We start from the raw sequence: 18,912 nt of genomic DNA, 5'->3' as shown, positions 1-18,912 counted from the left end.
TGCGATCTCCAGGAGGGAGCAACTATCAAACGGGGTGGTTGCGCGCAGGCAGGGCGATGGCGCGCGGCGCTGGAGCAACGCAGGCGATGACTGCGGCACGCGGAGCGGCAATCATCGCCTGCGGCATACGCTGCGGCTAAGCCTGGCGTGCACGCAGATCTGCCAGCGGATGCTGCGCCGCCGACCAGGGTGCAGTGAAAAAACCGGCAGCCCACTGCGCGTCTGCCTCGCCCAAGGTGGCCGGCTGCCAGCGCGGCTGGCGGTCCTTGTCGATCAGCAGCGCGCGGATGCCTTCGGCAAAATCGCCGTGCGCGGCGGCATGCAGCGCGACCACGTACTCGATGCGAAACGTGTCGGCCAGTGTCGCGGTGTCGGGATGACGATGCAGTTCCCACGCCAGCCGCGCCGAACCTGGCGCACCTGCCGCCAGGGTGGTACGCGCGGCCTGCAACCAGGCATCTTCGCTTTGCAGAGCCACGATGGCAGCAACGACCTGCTCCAGCGATTCGCCGGCCACCAGCTGTGCAATCAGCTGCGCATGAAGCTGCAGCGGACCGGGCTCCATCGGTTGGGCAATGCCGTGCAGAAACGCACTGAGTTGCAGGCGATCGTCGCCGGCATGGCCGGTCCATGCATGTGCGCTCAAGGCATCCAGCACCGCCGCATACTGGGCGTGCTCCAGGCGTACATCGGCCAGCCCGGCGTAGATGGCGTCGCTCGCGTCGAGCGGCGCGCCGGTGAGCGCCAGAAACAGCCCGGCGCCCTGCGGCACGCGGCGCAGCAGCCAGCTGCCGCCGACATCGGGAAATAGACCCACACTGATTTCGGGCATGGCCAAGCGCGAACGCTCGGTCACCACGCGATGGCTGGCGCCGGACATCAGGCCGATGCCGCCGCCCATCACGATGCCGTGGCCCCAGCACAGCAACGGCTTGGGATAGGTGTGGATGCGATAGTCCAGCCGATATTCTTCTTCGAAGAATGCCGCGGCGTGCGCATTGTCCTGCGGCCTTGCCTGCCGCAGCGCAGCGTCGGGTACCGCGTCGCGATGCGCGCGCATGCTCTGGTACAAGCCATGCAGATCGCCGCCGGCACACAGCGCCTTTTCGCCCGCGCCGCGCAACACGACGCAGGCAATCCGGGCGTCATCGGCCCACGCGCGCAATTGGGTGTCGAGCAAACGCACCATCTGCAACGACAGGCCATTGAGCGTCCTGGGTGCGTTCAAGGTCACAATGCCGATGCGATGCCCATCGGTGCACTCGCGTTGCTCGAACAGTACCGGTGCCTGATCAGCCGTGCTGGTCTCCACCATCACCGCGCGCTCCATTGCGGTGCGCGTTTTTCCAGGAATGCTGCAACACCTTCGGCCTGATCGGCGTGCTCGAACAGGTCGACGAAGGCTTCGCGCTCTGCAATCAGTGCGGCAGCATGCGTACCGTGGCGGGTGGCCTGCACCAGCCGCTTGCAGGCCGCCACACTGGCCGGGCTTTGCCTGCCGGCGCGCTGCGCCCAGGCAATCGCGAGCGCGCGCGATTCGCCCTTGCCGACCACTTCCTCCACCAATCCAATCCGGTGCGCGGTGGTGGCATCGATGCGTTCGCCGAGCAGGATCATGCGCTTGGCCCAGCCCTCGCCCACCAGACGCGGCAGGTTCTGGGTGCCGCCTGCGCATGGCAGCAGGCCGACGCTGGCTTCGGGTAAGGCGAGCTGTGCGTGTTGCTCGGCGATGCGCAGATCGCAGGCCAAGGCGCACTCCAGTCCACCGCCCATGGCATAGCCGTTGATGGCCGCGATCGACACGCCGCCAAACGCGCTCACGGCTTCGAACGCCTCGCCGAAGCGGCGCGCAGCCTCCCGCGCATTGGCCTTGTCGCCATCGGCAAATTGCTTGAGGTCGGCACCGGCGCTGAAGAACTTGTCGCCTTCGCCGGTAATGACCAGCGCATACACGCTGCGGTCGGCATCCAGTGCGCGCACCAGGTCGCGCAAGGCTGCCAGGCTGTGCACGGTCCAGGTATTGGCCGGTGGATTGCTGAGCGTGACGATGGCCACATGGCCATCGCGCTGCACCTGCAAGCCGGTATGGGCGTGTGCTTCCCAGTCGCTCATCGCAGTTCCTCCTCGCCATTGAGCAGATGGCGCGCCACGATCATGCGCATCACCTCGTTGGTACCTTCCAGGATGCGATGCACGCGGCTGTCGCGCAGCAGGCGTTCGATCGGATACTCGCGGATATAGCCGTAGCCACCATGGATCTGCAGGGCTTCGTCGCAGATGGCAAAGCCGGCATCGGTGGCGAAGCGCTTGGCCATCGCGCACCACACCGTGGCATCGTGACTGCCGGCGTCGAGCTTGCGCGCAGCGGTATGCACCATCTGCCGCGCGGCCACCAGTTGCGTGGCCATATCCGCCAGCTTGAACTGCAGGGCCTGGAAATCGGCCAGTTTCTTGCCGAACTGGCGGCGCTCGCCCATGTAGCGACGCGCGGCGTCCAATGCGCCCTGCGCGGCCCCCAGCGAGCAGGCGGCGATATTGATGCGGCCACCGTCCAGGGCCTTCATCGCCATCTTGAAGCCCTCGCCTTCCTTGCCCAGCAGATGGCTGGCGGGGACGCGCACGTCGGTGAAGGTGATGCCGCGCGTTGGCTGGCTGTTCCAGCCCATCTTTTCTTCCTTGCGGCCGTAGCTGATGCCGGGCGCGTCGGCCGGCACCACGAACGCGCTGATGCCACGCGCACCGTCGTCGCCGGTGCGCGCCATCACCACCAGGACATCGGTGGCGCCCGCGCCGGAAATGAAGGCCTTGCTGCCGTTGAGCACGTAGCTGTCGCCGTCGCGCTGCGCACGGGTCTTGAGCGACGCTGCATCCGAACCGCTGCCCGGTTCGGTCAGGCAATACGACCCCAGCCTGGCGCCGCTGGTCATCGCCTCGCCCCACTGCGCGCGCACCGCCTCGGTGCCGTAGCTGGCGATCAGCCAGGTGGCCATGTTGTGGATGCTGATGAAGGCCGACGTGGACGGATCGACCGTGGCCAGTTCCTCGAACACCACTGCCGCATCGAGCCGGCGCATGCCCAGGCCGCCCACGCCTTCGTCGGTATAGAGGCCGCAAAAGCCGAGTTCGGCGGCCTTGGCGATCGCCTCGCGCGGGAAGTGGCCTTCCGCATCCCACTGCGCGGCATGCGGGGCAAGTTCCTTGTCGGCGAAGTCGCGCGCGGCGGCGCGGAAGGCCTCCTGCTCGTCGTTCAGATCGGCCGCGTTGGGGTGGAGCTGGATGGCTGCATTCATGGCGATCGGGTCACTTGAGAGAGATGGTGGTGTTGACGCCGTGGCCCAGCGTTTCGTCGTCGAACCAGCGCGCGGTCACGGTCTTGGTCTGGGTGTAGAACATCACCACCTGTTTGCCGTACGGGCCCAGGTCTCCGAGCTTGGAGGCGCGCGAACCGGTGAACGAAAACAGCGGCACAGGTACCGGAATCGGCACGTTGATGCCGACCTGGCCTACGTCGATGTCTTCCTGGAAACGCCGCGCGGCCGCACCGGATTGGGTGAACAACGCCGTGCCGTTGCCGTTGGGATTGGCGTTGACCAAGGCGATGGCTTCGTCCAGCGTGGCGGCTTCCAGAATCACCAGTACCGGCCCGAAGATTTCTTCGTCGTAGATGCGCATGCCGGGTTTGACTCCGGAGAAGATGGTCGGGCCGACAAAGTTGCCCTGCTCGAACCCCGGCACGCTCGGGGCGCGACCATCCAGTTCCAGCGTGGCGCCCTGCTCCACGCCGGAGGCGATCAAGCCTTCCACCCGCTCGCGCGCGGCGCAGGAAATCAGCGGGCCAACCTCGGTGCCCGGGGCGTTGCCGGCGCCGATCTTCAAGCCCTTGGCCTTGGCCACCAGCTGCGGAATCCACGCGCGCGCTTCACCCACCAGGACCAGCGTGGACGCCGCCATGCAGCGCTGGCCGGCAGCACCGAATGCGGCGCCGACCATCGCATTGAGGGTCTGCTCCTGGTTGGCGTCCGGCAACACCACGGCGTGATTCTTGGCGCCCATCATGCACTGCACCCGCTTGCCGGCCAGCGAGGCGCGTCGATAGACGTGCGTCCCCACCTTGGTGGAGCCGACAAACGACAGCGCCTTGATGTCCGGGTGATCGCACAGCGCGTTGACCACGTCCTCGCCGCCATGCACCACGTTGAGCACGCCCCTGGGAATGCCGGCTTCCAGCGCAAGTTCCACCAGCCGCATGGTCACCATCGGGTCCTGCTCGGAAGGCTTGAGCACGAAGGTGTTGCCGGTCGCGATGGCCATCGGGAACATCCACAGCGGAATCATCGCCGGGAAGTTGAACGGGGTGATGCCCGCGCACACGCCCAACGGCTGCAGCAGGCTGTAGGTATCCACGCCATTGGCCACGTTGTTGGCCAACTCGCCCAGCTGCAGGTTGCCGATCGCCGCGGCGTGCTCCACCACTTCCAGCCCGCGAAATACATCGCCTTCGGCATCGGCCAGGGTCTTGCCCTGCTCGGCGCTCAGCAGCGCGGCCAGCTCGGGCATGTGCTCGCGGATCAGCTGCTGGTACTTCAGAAAGATGCGCGCGCGTGTGCCGATCGGCGTCTTGCGCCAGCTGACGAAGGCCCGGCTGGCCGCGGCCACTGCCGCGTCCACTTCTGCGGCGGTGGCGAACGGCACCTGCGCCAGCACCGACTGGTCGGCCGGATTGACCACGTCCTGCCAACGGTCGCTGGCAGAGACCACCAACTCGCCGTCGATCAACAAGGACACACGGGGGACGGATTCGCTCATTGCAGGGCTCGCTCATAGAAGACATCGGGCCGGACGGCCCAGTTTCTTCGCATTGTTCGCAGCGCGCGCTCGCATTCCCAGCCAGCATCTGCTTAATCGCGCTAAGCTGGCGGCACAATTTTGCGAATATTGCGAATGCCCCAGTCGCAGTCCCCGTTCCGCCACCAGCTCGGCCTGCGCCTGCTGCGGCTGCGTCAGCGCCACGGCCTGACCCAGGCCGAGCTGGCGCGCCGGCTAGGGCTGTCGCCGAGCTATCTTAACCAGATCGAGCGCAACCAGCGCCCGCTCACCCTGGCGATCCAGCAGCGGCTCAAGGCCACGCTGGGCGATCTGGACGGCCTGCTGGACCTGGACGACCCGGCCGCGCTGGTCGAACCGCTGGATGAATCGCTGCGCAGCCTGGGCCATACGTTGTCGCCGGCCGAACTGCGTGCGCTTACCGGCAACCTGCCGCAGGTGGCGCAGGCGCTACTGGACCTGCATCGCGCCCATCAGCAGCTGCTCGAGCGCAATGCTGCGCTGGAGGTGCAGATCGGGGTAGAGCACGCCGCCCTGCCCTCGCTGTCGCCCGGCGAACAGGTGCGCGACTACTTCAACCGCGCGCACAACTACCTGCCCGAACTGGACGAACGCGCCGAGGCGCTGTATGCCGAACTGGGGCTGACCCCGGAAAACCTGCCGCTGCGGCTGCGCCAACGCCTGGCCGATCGCCACGGCCTGCTCGTGCAGGAGGCCACCGACCTGCAAAGCGACAAGCGCGCCGTGGATGCGCAGGCGCGCGTGCTGTGGCTGCCGGCGCATCTGCGCCCCGGCCAGCAGGCTTTCCAGATGGCCGCGCAGCTGGCATTGCTGGAATGCGCACCGCTGCTGGACGCGCGCATTGCCGATGCCGGCTTCGCCGATGCCGAGCGCATCGCGCTTTCGCGCATCGGGTTGTCCAATTATTTCGCCGGCGCGCTGGTGATGCCGTACAGCCAGTTCCTGCACAGCGCACATCGCTCGCGCTACGACATCGAATGGCTGGCGGACCGCTTCGGGGTCGGCTTCGAGGCGGTGTGCCATCGGCTCAGCACCCTGCAGCGACGGGGGGCGGCCGGGCTGCCGATCTTCTTCATGCGGGTGGATCGGGCCGGCAACGTCTCCAAGCGCCACTCGGCCACCGACTTTCATTTCTCGCACGTCGGCGGCGCGTGCCCGCTATGGATCGTGTACGAGGCATTCAACCAGCCCGACCGCATCCTGACCCAGATCGCGCGCATGCCCGACGGACGCCGCTATTTCTGGCTGGCGCGGCAGGTCAGCAGCGGCGCGCCGGGCTACGGCCGCCCGCGCAAGACCTTCGCGCTGGCGATGGGCTGCGACCTGCGCCATGCCGACCAGTTGGTGTATGCGCGCGGCTGGGATCTGGACGCGGTGGACGATGCGGTGCCGATCGGCCCGGGATGCCTGACCTGCGAGCGCAGCGATTGCGTGCAGCGCGCCTTCCCTGCATTGCCCCGGCTCGCCGCCAACACACGTTAGCGGCGAGACCACGGTGCCGGGGCGGCACCCTGGGCAACTTCGGCTGGTGAAACAGGCACCCACCACGGAAGTGTGACCAAGCAGGCGCTAGCGCTGCAGCGCAGCATTCCAAGCTGAGATAGCTGCCGCAAAATGCTTCATTGGAATGGAATGACTCGCGCTTCTACCCTGAAGCGGACACATGCAGGACAAGGGGACGCCAGCGCGACATCGTTCGCCGCAGCGCCACGGCAACCAACGCTCCAGTAATACAGCACCGCACCACTCCGCCACGCCCGCTCGACCGCGCCAGACCCACGCCGGCGCCGGTGGGCCACGGCAGCCGCCACCATTCATTCGGTCACTTTGTCCTGGGAGGGATCAACCGATGCCTGTTCACCACACCGGCCATTCGGCCAGCCGGCGCCTGCGCCGCACCCCGGTCCGCGACGTCCTCTGCACCACCATCGCCCTGGTCCTGGCCACCGCCTTCAGTGCGCAGGCCCAGGACACCGCGCCTGCTGCGCCGCCGGCCACCAGCAGCAGCGCCGCCAGCGGCCAGGCGCCGGTGACCCTGGACAACATCACCGTGATCGGCCAGCGCGCCAGCCTCAACCAGGCCGTGCAGACCAAGCAGATGTCCGATCACGTCATGGAAGTGATCTCGGCCGACAACATGGGCCAGATGCCCAATGTCACCGTGGCCGAAGCGCTGGTGCGCCTGCCCGGCGTCAACGGCACCCGCGACCGCGGCAACGAAAGCCTGGCTACCGTGCGCGGCCTGGGCCCGCGCATGACCATGGGCACCGTCAACGGCCGCGAGATCGCCTCCTCCGAACCCAACCGCGCGGTGCGCTGGGAAGTGTTTCCCACCGAGATCGTCTCCACCGTCAAGGTCTACAAGACCCAGTCGGCGGATCTGGTCGCCGGCGGCCTGGCCGCCACCGTGGACATCTCCACCATCAGTCCGCTCGACTACACCGGCCCCGGCTTCGTCGGCACCGCCGGCCCGGTGTTCTACGACCACGCCAAGGATGTGGACGGCTACAGCCCGTGGGGCAGCCGCCTCGGCGCCAGCTGGGTGCACAAGATCAACGACAACCTGGCGGTGGCACTGGGCGCCACCTATCAGAAGCAGAAAAACGCCAACTCCTCGATCGGCAGCTGGGGCTATACCGATGCCGCCACCTCGCGCGATGTGGATGGCGACGGCACCGTGGACCCCACCCCCTTCGGCGCAGCCGACCAGCTCAAGCTGACCGAGCAGACCCGCACCGGCGCGATGGGCACCGTGCAGTGGCGCTCGGGCAACTTCGAACTCAAGTTCGACGGCCTGTATTCGCGCATCGAGATCGACGAAGACCAGTTGCAGAACTGGTTCAACGGCCTGGCCTTCAGCACCTTCTCGACCGGCGCCAATCCGTACACCACGCCGGGCTCCTCCTACACCATCGTCGACGGCGACGTGGTGGCCGGCACCCTGGCCAATTCCAACCTGCAGGTCGACCATGTGGTCAGCCACTACAACGAGGTCAAGACGCTGACCGCCGGCGGTTTGAACGCCAAGTGGAGCGGCGATGTGTGGACGTTGGGCAGCGACCTGTCGTTCTCGCAGGCCAAGCGCGACAACACCTGGCAGGCCGTGCGCTTCGGCAGCAACCCGGACACCGTTTCATTCGATTTCCGCCGCAGCGTCACCCCCACCATCAGCACCAGCTCGGACACGCCCGAGTGGGGCATCAACGGCCAGACCGAGCCGCAGGCGCTGCGCGACAAGATCGCCGCGCTGGCGCTCAACGCCAGCCGCGCGGTGGACGCAGGTCCGTTCAATTCGCTGGAGTTCGGTGCGCGCGCGGCACGACGCGAAAAACAGAACCGCCGCTTCATCGGCAACCAGTCCGGATTCGATCAACCGATCGCGGCATACCAGGACCTGATCTATCCGGTCACCATGCCCGACTTGAACGTGCCCACGCTGACCGGCGGCAACATGGCCGAGATCGCGCGGGTGGGCTTTGGCGGTTTCGATCCGGGCACGCTCGACGAACAACTGCTCGACCATTGGAACGTCAAGGAAGATGTGCGCGAAGCCTTCGCCAAGGCGGTCTTCAGCTCGCAACTGTTCGGCACCGATGTCACCGGCAATGTCGGCGTGCGCCTGGTCAACACCAAGACCACCAGCGACGGGTTCGATTCGGTGGGCAGCACCATCCAGCCCAGCACCGACAGCAAGGAATACACCGACGTCCTGCCCAGCGCCACGCTCAACTTCCTGATCGACGACCAGCGCATCCTGCGCTTTGCGGTGGCTAAGGTCATCGCGCGTCCGCCGCTGGACGAGCTGCGCACCGGCCGTCGCCTGGACGACCCCAGCGTCACCGTCGGCCAGCTCACCGGCAGCGGCGGCAACCCGCAGCTGGACCCGTTCAAGGCCACCCAGGTCGACGTGTCCTACGAGTGGTACTTCCATAAGGAAGCCTTGGCGGCGTTGGCGGTGTACCGCAAGGAAGTGGATTCCAGCATCGGCTACCGCACCGACCGCGAAATCATCAACGGCCTGGATTACCTGGTCAGCGCGCCCTTCAATGGCGGCGGCGGCCATATCAACGGTGTCGAACTCACCTTCCAGACGCCGTTCTATTTCATCCCGCACATGGAAAATTTCGGCGTTTACTCCAACTTCTCGTTGGTGGATTCCAACCTCAAGGAATTCTCGCCGGAAGACAACCCGCTGCCGCTCAGTGGCCTGGCACGCAAGACCGGCACCTTCGACCTCTGGTACAGCAACGGCACCTTCGAAGCGCGCGTGGGCTACAAGTACCACAGCCCCTACACTGTGGTGTACGGCTGGAATGCCGCGCGCCTGGCACGCCTGCAGAGCGAAGGCACGGTGGATCTGAGCCTGAACTGGCAGTACAGCAAGCAGCTGGGCTTCCGCTTCCAGGCCGGCAATCTCACCAACGAGCCGCTGCGCGCCTACACCGACAACAAGCCCAACCGTCTGGCCAACCAGGACGATGGCGGCTACCAGGTATTCGGCCGCCGTTACCAGCTGGAAGCGACCTACCGGTTCTAAGCGCAGCCAACAAAACACCTGCACAAAACCGCGGCCGCCGTATGGAATCCAATCTGCAACCCATGCTTGGATTCTGCCCAGCGGCCGCGTAGCAGCGCGGTTGCCTGCGGCAGGCTCTCCCCTGCTCCACGCTTATCAGTCGAGGAATTGCATGCGCTCACCACGCCGTCTCTGGACGCCCGCGCTACTGGCGCTGGCCATCTCCACCTCCGCACACGCCGGCCCGGCGCCGGCCACGCTGTATCTCGGCGCGGACCTGTCCTACGTCAACGAGATGGAGGAATGCGGCGTGCAATATCGCGAGAACGGCGTGGTCACCGATCCGTTCGAAATTTTCCACGCACATGGCGCCAACCTGGTGCGGGTGCGCCTGTGGAACGATGCGCGCTGGACCAAATACAGCGACCTGTCCGACGTCAAGAAAACCATTGCGCGCGCACGTGCGCAAGGCATGCAGGTGTTGCTGGACCTACACTATTCCGACGATTGGGCCGATGGCGAGAAGCAGCTGATTCCCAAGGCCTGGGCCAGCATCACCGACACCGACGAGCTGGCGCGCACGCTCTACGGCTTCACCTACGACACGCTCAGCGCACTCGACCGCGCCGGCCTGATGCCAGAGCTGGTGCAGGTGGGCAACGAAAGCAATTCCGACCTGATGGACAGCACGCCGTGGGACAAGAAGCGCCCGATCAACTGGCAGCGCAACGCCAAGCTGTTCAATGCCGGCATCAAGGCAGTGCGCGACATGAGCGCGCGCTCCGCCATCAAGCCGCGGGTGATGCTGCATATCGCCCAGCCGGAAAATGTGGAGCCGTGGTTTGCCGCGGCCACCAAGGCCGGGGTCACCGATTTCGATCTGATCGGCATCAGCTACTACCGCAAGTGGTCCACCCAATCGATGGCGCAGCTGGGCAAGACCATCAAGCGCCTGCGCGGCCGTTATGACGCCGATGTGGTGGTCGTGGAAACCGCATACCCGTGGACGCTGGACGCCGGCGACACCTCGCATAACCTGCTCGGCGAAGACTCGCTGATTGCCGGCTACCCGGCCACACCGCAGGGCCAGGCGAAGTACATGATCGATCTCACCCAACTGGTCATCGATACCGGTGGCGCCGGCGTGGTGTATTGGGAGCCGGCATGGACCAGCAGCAGTTGCAAGACGCGCTGGGGCACCGGCTCGTCATGGGAAAACGCCAGCTTCTTCGATTTCAAGCATGGCAACGAGGTGCTACCGGCAATCGACTTCATGCGCCACCCGTACACCGGTGTGCCTGCATCGCGTAAGCCCAGCGCAAGCGAACATGCTGCGAGTACGCCAGACGGTTCCGCAGAAGCAGGCAAAAGGACGCTGCCATGAGTGGCATCAATCGGCGTGAGTTGCTGCGCGGCATGCTGGCCAGTGGCGTGAGCGCCGCATTGCCGGTGGGCGCAGCCGGTGCACTGGTGTCTGCCGGCGCTGCGGCTGCCCCGGCCGCTGCAAAAGGCTCCGCAACGCCTGCGCCGTTGGGCGATGCAGCGCTGGCACCGCGTGAGCGACTGCTGTTCGACTTCGGTTGGCGCTTCCACCTGGGCCACGCCAGTGATGCATCGCGCGATTTCCAGTTCGGCACCTTCCAACGCACCTTCGCCAAGGCCGGCAAGGACACCGCGACCGCCGCGCAGCTGGCGTTCGATGACAGTGCCTGGCAGCAGGTGGACCTGCCACACGACTGGGCCGTCACCCTGCCCTTCCGTCCTGAGCCGATCTCGGCCTCGATGACCGAAGAAGACCCGGCCGCCGCGCATGGCTACAAGGCACTGGGCACCAGCTTCCCGCAAAACAGCGTGGGCTGGTACCGGCGCACGTTGCAGATTCCGGCAGGCGATCTTGGCAAGCGTATCTGCCTGGTGTTCGACGGTGTGTTCCGCGACTGCATCGTGTTCTGCAACGGCCATATCGTCGGCCGCAATGCCAGCGGCTATTGTGGCTTCGAGGTCGACCTCAGCGAGGTGCTCGACTATGCCAAGCCCAACATCATCGCCATTCGCGTGGATGCCACGCTGGGCGAAGGCTGGTTCTACGAAGGCGCCGGCATCTACCGGCATCTGTGGCTGCAGAAGACCGACCCGCTGCATCTGCCGCGAGACGGCGTGTTCGTGCGCAGCACCGTGCAGGACGGCAACGCCACTGCGCAGCTCGCCACCGAGGTGCGCAACGACGGTACAGCGCCACGCCAATGCGTGGTGCAGGCGCGCATCACCGCACCGGATGGACGCACCGTTGCCCAGGCAGCCAGCGCAACCATCACGGTTGCGCCGGGCCAGGTGCAGGTCGTCGAACAGACCCTTCCGCTCGGCCAGGCCGCGCTGTGGTCGATCGACACCCCGCAGCTCTACAGCCTGACCACCAGCGTGCACAGCGACGGCAAGGCGGTCGATGCATTGGTCACACCGTTCGGCGTGCGCAGCATCGCCTTCGATGCGCAGCGCGGCTTCTTGTTGAATGGCACACCGCTCAAGCTGCACGGCACCAACAATCACCAGGACCATGCCGGCGTCGGCACCGCCATCCCGGACAGCCTGCATGAGTGGCGCCTGCGCCAGCTCAAGTCGATGGGCTGCAACGCCTACCGCAGCTCGCACAATCCGGCCACACCGGAACTGCTCGCGCTCTGCGATCGCCTGGGCATGTTCGTAATCGAAGAAACCCGCCGCATGTCCACCGACCCCGAGGCCATGGGCGAACTGGAGACCATGGTACGGCGCGGCCGCAATCATCCCAGCGTCCTCCTGTGGTCGCTGGGCAATGAAGAACCGCAGCAGGTCACCGAGCGCGGTGCGCGTATCGTCGCCCGCATGCAGCAGCGCGTGCGCCAGCTCGACCCCACCCGCCCCACCACCTTTGCCATGGATAAAGGCTTCGGCGATGGCGTCGGCCAAGTGGTCGATGTAGTCGGCTTCAACTACCGCACCAGCCAGATGGACGGCTTCCACGCGCAATACCCCCACATTCCGATCTACGGCAGCGAAACCGGCAGCACCGTGTCGGTGCGCGGCAACTACCAGCGCGCCGACAAACGCGGCTACACCCGCGCCTACGACCTCGATCACCCCTGGTGGGCCAGCACCGCCGAAGCTTGGTGGAGCTATGTCGCGCAGCGCCCGTACATCGCCGGCGGCTTTATCTGGACCGGCTTCGACTACCGCGGCGAACCCACGCCCTACAACCGCTGGCCGAATGTCGCCTCGCAATTCGGCGTCCTCGACAGCTGCGGCTTTCCCAAGGACAACTACTGGTACTACCGCGCGCAATGGACCAGCGAACCGGTGCTGCACCTGTTCCCGCACTGGAACTGGGACGGCCTGCTGCAAGCCGACGACAACGGCCACGTACAGGTCTGGTGCCACAGCAATCTCGAAGCGGTCGAACTGCTGGTCAACGGCGTCAGCCAGGGCCTGCAGCAGGTGCCCGCTTACGGCCACGTTGAATGGCGCGTGGCGTACGCACCGGGCGCGATCGAAGCGCGCGGCTATCGCGGCGGCAAGTTGGTACTCACCGAACGCCGCGAAACCGCGGGCAAGCCGGCCGCGATCCGCCTGAGTTGCGATCGCAACGCACTGCGCGCCGACGCCGAAGATGTGGCGGTGGTGAAGGTAGAGATTGTCGATGCACAAGGCCGCCTCGTTCCCACTGCCGACACGCAAGTGCAGTTCGCCGTGCACGGCGCAGGCAAGCTGATCGGCGTCGGCAACGGCGACCCCAGCAGCCACGAGGACGACAAGGCGCCGCAACGCAAGGCGTTCAATGGGCTGTGTGCGGCGCTGTTGCAGACCACGCGCACGGCTGGTGAGATCGTGTTGCAGGCCAGTGCGGTTGGCTTGACGTCTCAACCACTCCACTTGAGTGCCAAAGCAGCTAAGCCTCGCGCCTTTGTTCCCTGAGTCGCCCGCGGTGCCTCGCGGGCGCTTCATCCGATGGGCCCGGCATCTGACGGTGCCCGGCATTGAACGGGCTCATCTCCGGCCACCCCGATACGATGGTCGGCTAACGAGTGGACAGAAGGTGAGCCCGCCTTTGTTTCCGTCGAAATGGCGGGCGCTCCTAAGGCCGACGATCCACGAGACACAGTGGACGCAATGTCCGTTGCTCGCAGTTTCGCTGGGCGCCTCCCAGGTCACGTGACTTTCCCGCATCGCGGGCAAGGTGCCACCCAGCATCGTATCCTCGAAGCACTGCTTGGCACAGGCGTCCCATCAAGCCCTTGCTCAATGCAAGTTTTGGCCCAGCGTGCCGTGACCTTCATTGTTTTTGCACTTCGGCACGGACTCGCCGCCGAAACGGCTTGGCGCAAATCCAGCGCACCGAGGACCCTAAACAGCCCCATACATGCCGTTTGAGTGCCCGCGCAGAAATTTTTTTTGGACTGACGGCAGCCAGCTGTGATCACAGTACACCGGCGCCACACGATGCATCCACGTCCTACCCTAAATGCTAGACCACGTATCCCATCTAAATTTTTACAGCGAATTCGCGCCGAGAAGTGAGATATTCGTCGTTAAACTCCGCGCCACTTCGCAATGACCCGCTCTCCCTGAAGCAGGACGACAAAGTCATCTCTTGAGAGTAACGACCAGAAAATACCGCACACGTAGAAAAACAAAAGTTTTTGAGATAGTTCAAAAAGGTGGTAACCCACTTTATTCCAGGAAGTCGCGATATGTGTCACGCGCCGACATCAGCAAGCTTATCTGAACAGATACGTTTACCCGACGTTTTAAACCAGCCGTCGCCTGCGGCAAAAATCAGTCTCACCTACCAAGTGCCGCACCTCAACTCGATATCTACATTTCCAAATTATCGATTAGAAATATAAAGAAAAAGCTCCTTTAATCGGGCAGCATGCTCCAGGCGTGCGCTCCGCGATCAAGCGTAACCATTAGCCGCCCGCCCTGCATCGCATTGGAGTGGTTGAATCTCATCGCGTCGCATTCAGTCCACAAAAGTACCTACCACAGCAAGGAAAAGAGATGACTGAATTTATCAACACAAAGGCCACGAATAAAAATACTTCATTACTTATATTGGCAGGAGCCCTCGCAACTGTCGGAATCTGCTCATTCGTATATCTCGCTGCACAAACCCCTATTGCCCGGCCGGGCAGCTCAGCAAGCCCGGCTCCCCAGCTGCCTCAGAGCGTTAATGCCCACCATGCACCCAGCCCTGAGAGGGTGAATAATGGGCTTGAATTGAATGAATTTTCGACGTCCGAAAGCGATAAGCCGTTCGCAAAGGGCGAGGTCCAACAACGTTTGCAAGAGTTTTATGATAGCTGGGACTCGGGTCATCCGATGACCCGGCAGCAGAGAGACATATTCATGTCCCGCTTACTGAGCACTATTGATTCCAACCCGGAAGCACGAAAAGCGGTGGCCGACTACTATGCCAAGATCCCTGCACAAGATGCCGCCAACCGCGAAATTCTCCAGAACATGATTGTTCGCAGCTCGACCGGCAGACAAATGATGGTAGACGAGGCGAACCGCATCTGGGCCAGTAAAGACACAAGCCTTTACGCGCAGATGTACAAAACGTACTCCAACTTTCCTGGAACAGCATCTAAAGAAACATTATCGCAAGCGATGTCCTCTCTTAATAACCACTCAAACGACGTCCCCACGTCGGTGGCGGCATTAAACTTTATCGGCACGATCGAGGAGGATACATCTGCAGACGCAAGAGGCCTGCGAAGCAATGCAATTGCCCAAATGAACTCGCTTGTGTCAGGAGATGGCGACGAACGGGTGAGGGCACTGGCCGCACAGAAGATTTACCGACTCTCTTCCCCCGACGCCGCAGCAGATGCAGCGGTGAACTACCTGAGGAGCGGCGCGACCGAGCCTTTGGTGAGGCAGACCCTCAACTCCATCGCAAGTGGCGATGTGGAACTGACGCCGCCCCTCAGGTCGACGCTCACCACGGCTGTGTCGCGACCCTCTGCATCGCTTGAAGAACGGGAGATTTTACAATCTTTGGTACAGGGGCACAGCTAGCCACGCACCAGCTCTAAATTGCCGAGGCGCACACCACGTCACTTCATTTGCGACGCCCTAGAACATATTTTAAATGCAAACGGGCACTACCGCTCAACTGAAGAATCTGTAGACCCCCCCAGCTCGCGACTACAACATTTTTTCCGCGCACGCTGAGAAGCCAGCACTTTGCACCCCAAAAACAGTAAAAAAAAAGTAACTCCTAACTGGACAACTGCGAACCTAGAGCCTTTGCGGTATTTGGACCTCGCATGATTGAGGTTACGCCGAAAACTGTATTTTTAAAATTCAACTACCCGATGGAGACCGAAATGAAAATTAACCCAAGCAAATACATTTACGCGATTTTTCTCGCGTTGATCATTGTGGGAACTGCGCAGGCTGGTGCGCAGAACCCTCACTTGCACACCACCTTCGGCGGATGGCAGCAGAAAAAAGATCAGAAATCCTTCTTTGAAGACGAGGGCACCCAAGCGGTGTGTTACGGAGATGCGGCACACTGCCCAACGTCCACCCGCTCTACTGCTCGCGGAACTTGCCGAGGCCAGGACTTTAACGTTGGCCTAAGCGCAGACTGGGATTTACCCTTCAAACTTTCAGGCCTTTCCCTTTCCGGCAGTTACAACAGAAGTTGGCAAGAGTGCAACGAACGCGCCGAGGAGAACTCTTGCCCACCGAAAGCGCACTCCAGGTACGCCCCTGCTGTTCTCATCGGCGAACGCATGGGAACCACCCATGTTTCCGGCAGCAATTCGGGGTGGTTTCAAAATGGCAGCTGCCAGCAGGGCTGGACCAAAACCTGGCAGGGCGGACCTAACTGGAGGTGTGACTACTACGGCGGCAATTACGACAAAACGGGGTATCTGCCCGAATTTCGATACGTGGCTTGTGAGTACGACCCTGTCTAACAGACCAGTTTTGTTCAAGAATTTCTCTTGAACTAGACCGTGATCGTGGAGTGCCCACTTGACTGAGTGGGCACTCCTTAAGACGTTCTGAGGCGTCCGCAGCGCTAAATGCGCGAGAGCCATATGGTCGGTATTTACGCTTTGCTGTTTCCGAGGCTCGTACCGTGCTCATGCAAAGTCTCCCACGCGGCACCTGCCGCGCGGGAGTGCATATTTCATCGCAAACGCGAAAACGCACCGATCCCCGCAATCGCCAGCCGCTCGGCAGGCACCGCGGTTTCCGCGAACGACAGCCGCAGGTAGCGGATCTGGCGGACTTCGGGGAAATTCAGGCGTTGGGTCGAGAGCGCATAGGCGATATTGGACAGCTCGCCGGCACCGGCGGGCTGCCACTGCCGGCCATCTTCACTGGTTTCGGCGCGATAGCCCTTCGGCGGCGCCGCACCGTTCATGACCGTGCGCGAGGGCGTGAGGCTGAAACCGGCAACCTGACGCAGCGCACCCAAGTCGATGGTCACCTGCACGGGGTGACCCTGGGTGGGAGCGGGCGTGATCCAGATCGTGCTGGCATCGTCGTCCAGCAACGTATCCGCCCCTGGCGCGCTGGCCTCGACGATGCGCCAGCCAGCGCTGGACAGCACATCCGGCGCGGTCGCCGTCGGCCGCGCGACCGGCACCGGCGCAACCGCGCGAAACAGCGCGAATTCGCTGATTGCCGGGCACACCGGCGCCTCGAGCACGACCAGGCGCACCCGGCGCGCGGCGATTGGGCGATCCAGCCGCAAGATGCGCTGCGCACCGATGCACTGCGCTTCGGCCAGCCGCCGCCATTGCCCATCGACCTCGGCTTCGACCGCGAAGCGGGTGACGCGCACGCCCAGCGGCAGGTATTCGCGTAGCCGGATCAGGTCGAAGCTGTGCACCGCCGACAGCTCCAGTGTCAGCGTGGGCGTGGTGACCGCATCCGGCGTGGACCAGTAGCTATCCGGCTGGCGGTCAAGCACGCGCGCCGGCTCGAATCCGGCACCCCGCGACGCACTGGCACTGGCCTTGGCGCCCTTGGCCAGATCGATGGCGAAGCTGGCGCGGATCGCATCGCCGAAACTCTGCAGCACCGCCACGTCGTGATCGGGAATGCAGCCGCGTCGGTCGGGCGGGAGATTGAGGTTCATGTTGGTGCCGCGCGCCACCGAGGTGTCGAAATAGCGCACCAGGTTTTCCGGGCTACGCACCTTGCCGTCTTCATCGGCATGGTAGAACCAGCCCGGGCGGATCGACGTGTTGGTTTCAGCCGGCCACCACAGCGCCCCGCCGCGCACGCCGGAATTGCCATTTTCCTGGGTGTACGGGGCATTGGGCATGGTCGGCCAGCTCGGATCGCCAGCGATGCCGTCCTCGTTGCCGCCCCAGCGGATATCGGCGCCGAGTGGGTCGAAGGTGCAGGCCATTGGTTGGTACTGGTGCACCAGCTCGATCATCCGCGGCCAGTTGTAGTACGCCGGCGCGTCGATCTTGCGCGATTCACGTGCGCCACCGTAATAGCCGTCACCGCCATTGGCACCGTCAAACCAGAACTCGAACAGGTCGCCATAGCCCGTGCAGAGTTCGACGATCTGTTTGCGGAAATAGTCGATATAGCCGGGGCGCCCATACTCGGCGTGGTTGCGATCCCAGGGCGAGAGGTAAAGACCGAACGCCAGGCCAGCGCGTCGGCACGCCGCTGCCATTTCGCCGACGATGTCGCCCTTGCCGTTCTTGTAGGGCGAGTTGCGAATGCAATGCTCGGTCAGGCGTGTCGGCCAGAGACAGAAACCATCATGGTGTTTGGCCGTGAAAATGAGTCCTTTCAGATTGCCGGCCTTGGCCGCAGCGACAATTTGATCGGCTGAAAAATCGCTGGGATCGAACTTGCGCGGATCCTCGTCGCCGTAGCCCCATTCCTTGTCGGTGAAGGTGTTCATCGCAAAATGCACGAAGGCGTATTGCTCCCATCGATGCCACCGCAGCTGGCGTGCGCTGGGCACTGCGCCCCACGGCGCCGGCCCGTTGGCGCGCGGCGTCTGCGCGATCCGGGCCGCTGATGCACTGAAGCTGGCGGCAGCGGCCGCCACACCCGTGACAAGAAAGGTACGACGATCGATCATTGGCGCCTCCGACATTGCACAAGCTTCGATCTTAGCTTTTCCAAAGACGAAAGAGTTCCAGCCCTGAAGCGACAGGCGTGTGTGCAAGGCACGGCACATACACACGCAGACCCTGCAAAGATTGCGTTGACGCGCGTGCCAGGCAACTGCGCGCATTCGTGGCTTGGCGGCCAACGACCTCGGCCTGCACTGTGTCGTTGGTGCTCGCATGTCCATGCTGTTTCCGCATGCCAAGCGAGCTCCGCGGACAGGACAAACAATGACTGTCCGACGACAACCAACATCGTCCGCACGACAATTGATGCGGACTGACATGCGCCAAGTATTGGCTTCAATAGTGACCGTAAGCTGCTTATTCTGGCCGACACTGACTTGCCGGGAGCCCACAAGTCGTCGCGTTTCAGCAACTGCTTTGGCTGATCGGGCCACCTCTCCGGCAGCG

General features: G+C 63.7%; 11 protein-coding genes. 6 read left to right on the top strand and 5 right to left on the bottom strand.

The window, feature by feature from the left end; all coding sequences use genetic code 11:
• Positions 1 to 136 precede the first annotated feature (136 nt).
• Genes ABQZ09_RS01620 through ABQZ09_RS01605 form a run of 4 tightly spaced genes read right to left on the bottom strand, consistent with a single transcriptional unit; the run spans position 137 to position 4,806 of the window.
• Complete coding sequence (locus tag ABQZ09_RS01620) at positions 137 to 1,315, bottom strand: enoyl-CoA hydratase/isomerase family protein (protein WP_503018318.1); 1,179 nt, start codon at positions 1,313 to 1,315, stop codon at positions 137 to 139.
• Positions 1,315 to 2,112 carry an enoyl-CoA hydratase gene (locus tag ABQZ09_RS01615; protein WP_349775948.1) on the bottom strand — a complete coding sequence of 266 codons (798 nt, stop codon included), beginning with the start codon at positions 2,110 to 2,112 and terminating at the stop codon, positions 1,315 to 1,317. Before ABQZ09_RS01615 ends, ABQZ09_RS01620 begins: the two co-directional genes overlap by 1 nt.
• Positions 2,109 to 3,290 carry an acyl-CoA dehydrogenase family protein gene (locus ABQZ09_RS01610; RefSeq protein ID WP_184552383.1) on the bottom strand — a complete coding sequence of 394 codons (1,182 nt, stop codon included), beginning with the start codon at positions 3,288 to 3,290 and terminating at the stop codon, positions 2,109 to 2,111. The genes ABQZ09_RS01615 and ABQZ09_RS01610 overlap by 4 nt, the downstream gene beginning before the upstream one ends.
• Positions 3,291 to 3,300: 10 nt before the next feature.
• The gene (locus tag ABQZ09_RS01605) at positions 3,301 to 4,806 is read right to left on the bottom strand and encodes a CoA-acylating methylmalonate-semialdehyde dehydrogenase (RefSeq protein ID WP_184552385.1); all 1,506 of its coding nucleotides are present in this window, start codon (positions 4,804 to 4,806) and stop codon (positions 3,301 to 3,303) included.
• Between the two features lie 135 nt (positions 4,807 to 4,941).
• Here ABQZ09_RS01605 and ABQZ09_RS01600 point away from each other — a divergent pair, with 135 nt between their 5' ends.
• From ABQZ09_RS01600 to ABQZ09_RS01575, 6 genes are all read left to right on the top strand, one after another.
• Positions 4,942 to 6,327: a helix-turn-helix domain-containing protein gene (locus tag ABQZ09_RS01600; RefSeq protein WP_349775947.1), complete on the top strand. Its 1,386-nt coding sequence runs from the start codon at positions 4,942 to 4,944 to the stop codon at positions 6,325 to 6,327.
• 367 nt (positions 6,328 to 6,694) lie between these two features.
• Positions 6,695 to 9,382: a TonB-dependent receptor gene (locus tag ABQZ09_RS01595; RefSeq protein ID WP_228313741.1), complete on the top strand. Its 2,688-nt coding sequence runs from the start codon at positions 6,695 to 6,697 to the stop codon at positions 9,380 to 9,382.
• Between the two features lie 151 nt (positions 9,383 to 9,533).
• The gene (locus ABQZ09_RS01590; RefSeq protein WP_349775946.1) at positions 9,534 to 10,745 is read left to right on the top strand and encodes a glycoside hydrolase family 53 protein; all 1,212 of its coding nucleotides are present in this window, start codon (positions 9,534 to 9,536) and stop codon (positions 10,743 to 10,745) included.
• A complete protein-coding gene (gene galA, locus ABQZ09_RS01585) occupies positions 10,742 to 13,309 on the top strand; it encodes a beta-galactosidase GalA (protein ID WP_349775945.1) in 2,568 nt (855 codons plus the stop codon). The genes ABQZ09_RS01590 and galA overlap by 4 nt, the downstream gene beginning before the upstream one ends.
• A 1,086-nt stretch (positions 13,310 to 14,395) precedes the next feature.
• Positions 14,396 to 15,418, top strand: coding sequence for a hypothetical protein (locus ABQZ09_RS01580; RefSeq protein ID WP_349775944.1), 1,023 nt, complete (start codon positions 14,396 to 14,398; stop codon positions 15,416 to 15,418).
• Positions 15,419 to 15,669: 251 nt separating this feature from the next.
• Positions 15,670 to 16,326, top strand: coding sequence for a hypothetical protein (locus ABQZ09_RS01575; RefSeq protein WP_184552395.1), 657 nt, complete (start codon positions 15,670 to 15,672; stop codon positions 16,324 to 16,326).
• 215 nt (positions 16,327 to 16,541) lie between these two features.
• Here the strand turns inward: ABQZ09_RS01575 and ABQZ09_RS01570 are convergent, their stop codons facing one another.
• Positions 16,542 to 18,470: an alpha-L-fucosidase gene (locus tag ABQZ09_RS01570; RefSeq protein WP_349776103.1), complete on the bottom strand. Its 1,929-nt coding sequence runs from the start codon at positions 18,468 to 18,470 to the stop codon at positions 16,542 to 16,544.
• Positions 18,471 to 18,912: the final 442 nt, after the last annotated feature.

Source organism: Xanthomonas sp. WHRI 6106, from assembly GCF_040202405.1.
GTDB lineage: Bacteria > Pseudomonadota > Gammaproteobacteria > Xanthomonadales > Xanthomonadaceae > Xanthomonas > Xanthomonas cannabis.
The sequence above is the reverse complement of the archived record's forward strand: the minus strand, read 5'-3'. Positions and strand labels throughout refer to the sequence as shown.